General features: G+C 44.9%; 1 protein-coding gene. It reads left to right on the top strand.

Annotation, left to right across the window (positions count from 1 at the left end; translation table 11 throughout):
- Nucleotides 1–131: 131 nt before the first annotated feature.
- The coding region (locus tag UF06_RS01200) for an IS1634 family transposase (RefSeq protein ID WP_045568815.1) at nt 132–726 on the top strand (595 nt) is incomplete at its 3' end.

The raw sequence follows: 726 nt of genomic DNA, 5'->3' as shown, positions 1-726 counted from the left end.
CCGTCATTCCGCAGCTAATTCCAGAATTTAAATAGTGTGATCTGGCGATCAGTTTTTCATAAAAACCACGACACCATCTTGACCGCGATCGACAGTTTTGATCTATTACTGCTATTTGACGGTCTCAAAATATGTCTACCCATCCTGTTATTAAACGCTTAGATCACCTTGGTCTCATTGCCGCCTTTTGTCACGAAATTGGCCTGCCACGGATGATAGATGCCGTTATCCCAAAATATTCTGACCACAATGTTTCTCATGGTGACGCGGTATTGGCCATGCTCCTAAATGGACTTGGCTTTCATAGCAGAACACTGCACATGTTCTCGGACTTTTTTAAGACCAAGCCTGTGTCTAAGCTACTCGCCAAAGACATTGAAGCACACCACCTTACTGATGATGTACTAGGCCGCACCTTAGATGCTCTATACGAAGCCGATGTCTCAGCGCTCTATCAGGTTATTGCTGAGCGTGTTGTTGATAAACTGGGCTTGACGACGGATTCTGTTCATCTTGATATCACTAGCTTCCACGTTGATGGTGAGTATGCACAAGATGAAAACACCAACGTCATTAAGCTTGTAAGAGGCTACAGTCGGGATCATAGGCCAGAGCTTAACCAAGTGGTGCTTGAACTCATCTGTGAAAACCAAGCAGGTATTCCTGTTTACATGCAAGCACTGAGTGGCAACACCAATGATGCCAAGGCATTCGCTGAAGTCACTA

The organism is Vibrio sp. S234-5, assembly GCF_000960595.1.
In the GTDB taxonomy this organism is placed as follows: domain Bacteria; phylum Pseudomonadota; class Gammaproteobacteria; order Enterobacterales; family Vibrionaceae; genus Vibrio.
The sequence above is the reverse complement of the archived record's forward strand: the minus strand, read 5'-3'. Positions and strand labels throughout refer to the sequence as shown.